This window comes from Aestuariivirga sp., from assembly GCF_037139295.1.
Classification (GTDB): domain Bacteria; phylum Pseudomonadota; class Alphaproteobacteria; order Rhizobiales; family Aestuariivirgaceae; genus Aestuariivirga.
The window spans coordinates 1-2,593 of record NZ_JBAXGR010000244.1; the positions used below are offsets into that span (position 1 = coordinate 1).

General features: G+C 60.0%; 3 protein-coding genes. All 3 read left to right on the forward strand.

All coding sequences use genetic code 11. The features are described 5' to 3' along the window. Nucleotides 1–530: 530 nt before the first annotated feature. The 3 genes from WCJ41_RS21445 (at nucleotide 531) to WCJ41_RS21455 (ending at nucleotide 2,217) form a co-directional block, all read left to right on the forward strand. Nucleotides 531–917: an MbcA/ParS/Xre antitoxin family protein gene (locus tag WCJ41_RS21445; protein ID WP_336907875.1), complete on the forward strand. Its 387-nt coding sequence runs from the start codon at nucleotides 531–533 to the stop codon at nucleotides 915–917. Beyond that, the gene (locus WCJ41_RS21450) at nucleotides 917–1,597 is read left to right on the forward strand and encodes an RES family NAD+ phosphorylase (RefSeq protein ID WP_336907876.1); all 681 of its coding nucleotides are present in this window, start codon (nucleotides 917–919) and stop codon (nucleotides 1,595–1,597) included. Before WCJ41_RS21445 ends, WCJ41_RS21450 begins: the two co-directional genes overlap by 1 nt. A 290-nt stretch (nucleotides 1,598–1,887) precedes the next feature. Next, the gene (locus WCJ41_RS21455) at nucleotides 1,888–2,217 is read left to right on the forward strand and encodes a type II toxin-antitoxin system Phd/YefM family antitoxin (RefSeq protein WP_336907877.1); all 330 of its coding nucleotides are present in this window, start codon (nucleotides 1,888–1,890) and stop codon (nucleotides 2,215–2,217) included. Nucleotides 2,218–2,593: the final 376 nt, after the last annotated feature.

Consider the following 2,593-nt stretch of genomic DNA (forward strand, 5'->3'; position numbering starts at 1 on the left):
TTGGCCTTATCGCACGGCTGACAGGTGGGTCAGGTTTGGGGAATTCGCGACCAGTATCGCGCACGCGCGCGAGGGACTTAAATTTAATCAATTAAAACAAAACCTTAATAGTAGGCGTGCTATTCGGGGAAGTTGGGCGACGGCCAGTCCCTGTCATCTGGAAGTTCCCCTGAAACAGTCACATCGCAGCGGCGGCTTTCCCCTGAAACCTGGCATCCCACCTGGACGACAGGCGCGCCTGGCGCCGCCTTGCCCAACATGAGAAATCTTTGTTGGGCAAGGCGATCATGAAGTGAACCGATGCCGTTCGAGGCATCGCCCAGACTGATGTTGCTGACGGCGCACGGCGGAGGTCCTGGCCAGCTGAAACATCAAGAAAAATACCGTCACCACCTCATGGAGGGCCCTGCCGGGTGCCACTTGCCGGAGATCCTCGCAGGAAATGTGACGCCCCTCGATTGATTGGTTTATGCCAAAAACTTGACTTATGATCAGATTCTGTACATGCTCGGGTTCGGAGGACAACGACAATGCCCAATGCGACAAACGCCAAGGTCTTGGACCGCAGGGACCTGACGGGACCCGCCCTGCGAACCTTCTTCCGGATCGCCGATGCGTGGGGCCTCCAGGAGCAAGAGCAGATGCGACTGCTGGGGCTTGAGAGCCGCTCAACATTCCAGTCATGGAAGCGGGGCGCCGTCTCCACCATCTCCAGGGACGCACTGGAGCGCATCTCCTACGTCATGGGCATCTACAAGGGACTTCATATCCTCCTTCCGAAGACAGCCGACCAGTGGGTGCGGAAGCCCAACGCCGCGAAGACATTCGGCGGACGATCGGCACTCGATAGAATGACGTCAGGCAATGTTGCCGACCTCTATGTCGTTCGCCAGTACGTGGACGCGCAGCGCGGCTGATGACAGGCATCCCGATTGCAAGGATCGAGTGGCGCCCGTGTTTTCGTATTGTCCCGAGCCGGTTCCCGCCGATCAACCTCTTCGAGGCCGTCGCAGATCCCGCTGACCTCGATGCCGTCTACCAGATTGAGGCGATGACCAATGACAGGCTGCGTGAGGAGGTGGGAGACATTTCCCTGGTTCCACCTGATGACCGAGTGTCCGGCCCCGGCAGCTCGCCCACCATGGCTGCATTCACTCACCTCAACCCCGAGGGGGATCGCTTCACTAATGGAACGTATGGAGTCTTCTATGCCGGCCGAGCGATCGAGACGGCCATTGCCGAAACGCGCTACCATCGCATCGGCTTCCTGCAGGCGACCCGTGAGCCAGCCCAGGAAATCGATATGCGGGTCTACGCTGTCGATCTCGAAGCCGAGCTGCACGATATCCGCGCCATGCGCGAAAGCCATCCAGCCTACTATCATCCCACCCGCTACGGGGTCTCACAGGAGCTTGCCCTGCACATCCGCGAGGGTGGCTCCGATGGGATCGTCTATGGGAGTGTTCGAGACGAGGGGGGTGAATGTGCAGCCGTGTTTCGTCCACGACTGCTGTCCAACTGCCGTCAGGAGCGACACCTCTGCTATGTCTGGGATGGACGGACCATCTCCACCATTTACGAGAAGAGAGACTTCTGATGAGACCCGATCCCCGCAGTCTCTGCATGGGTATGACTGCGTCTTCTCATCGATGAACTTGAGACCTTACGGCTCGGCCTTGTTGCACGGATGAAGGGTTAGGAACGCAGGGCGGCTGCTCTTGTCGCTCCGGGCCTTGTTGCACCGGCGACGATAGGGTCTGGAGGTCAGTAGAGCCATTGGCGCGCCAATCTCCCCGAAACTTTACGAACCCCGTGAAAATGGGCCTCCGATCTCACCGCGGGCCGAATGACCAGTATTCCATTTAAAGTGGATTACCAGTCTTTTTTATGCACTTGAAATCGGCGGCTCGGCGCGCATTCTCGCTGGATCTTCATCCCAAGACGATGTCCGCCATGTGGTCGCTACACGAAGCCAGAAACAAGCTCAGCGCCGTCGTAGAGGCGGCCCTCGCGGGGCGGCCACAGGTCATTTCGCGGCGCGGACAGCCGGCCGTCGTCGTCGTGTCGGCCGCGTGCTACGGGCAGCTCCTCGCCGAGGCGCGACAGGCGCGTGGCTCCTTCGTTGAACATCTCCTTGCCATTCCTGGGGAGGGCGCTGGGGCGCTGGATATCGGGTTCCCGCCGGTGGCAACCCGCGACGTCAGCTTCGGAAGCTGATCCTTGACACCAGTGTCACCTGGGCACGGCGCCGGCCGCAGCGCCGACGGTCTCCTCCTGGCTCCGGCTTCGGCGGGCGTTTTCACGCCGGGGGCCTGCGGTCCACCTCCGGGAGCTCCACAGCCTCGGCGACGAGCGCGTCTTCGCTGCAGGCAGCCGCGCGACGTAGCCGTATTTCGCCCTCAGGTTTTTAGGATTGCGGGGAGTTTATTCGCCGCCCATTGTGTGGAGATTGGACACAGCATTCTCCGTAAGCCTTGGCGGAGGGTGCCGCCGAGAGCCGAGGTTTCAGGTTCTTGAAGTTCCCAATTTGGGAACTACTTGTTGACTCGGTCGTTCAAGCCAGGCATAAGCTGGACAATGCAGATCATAGCGA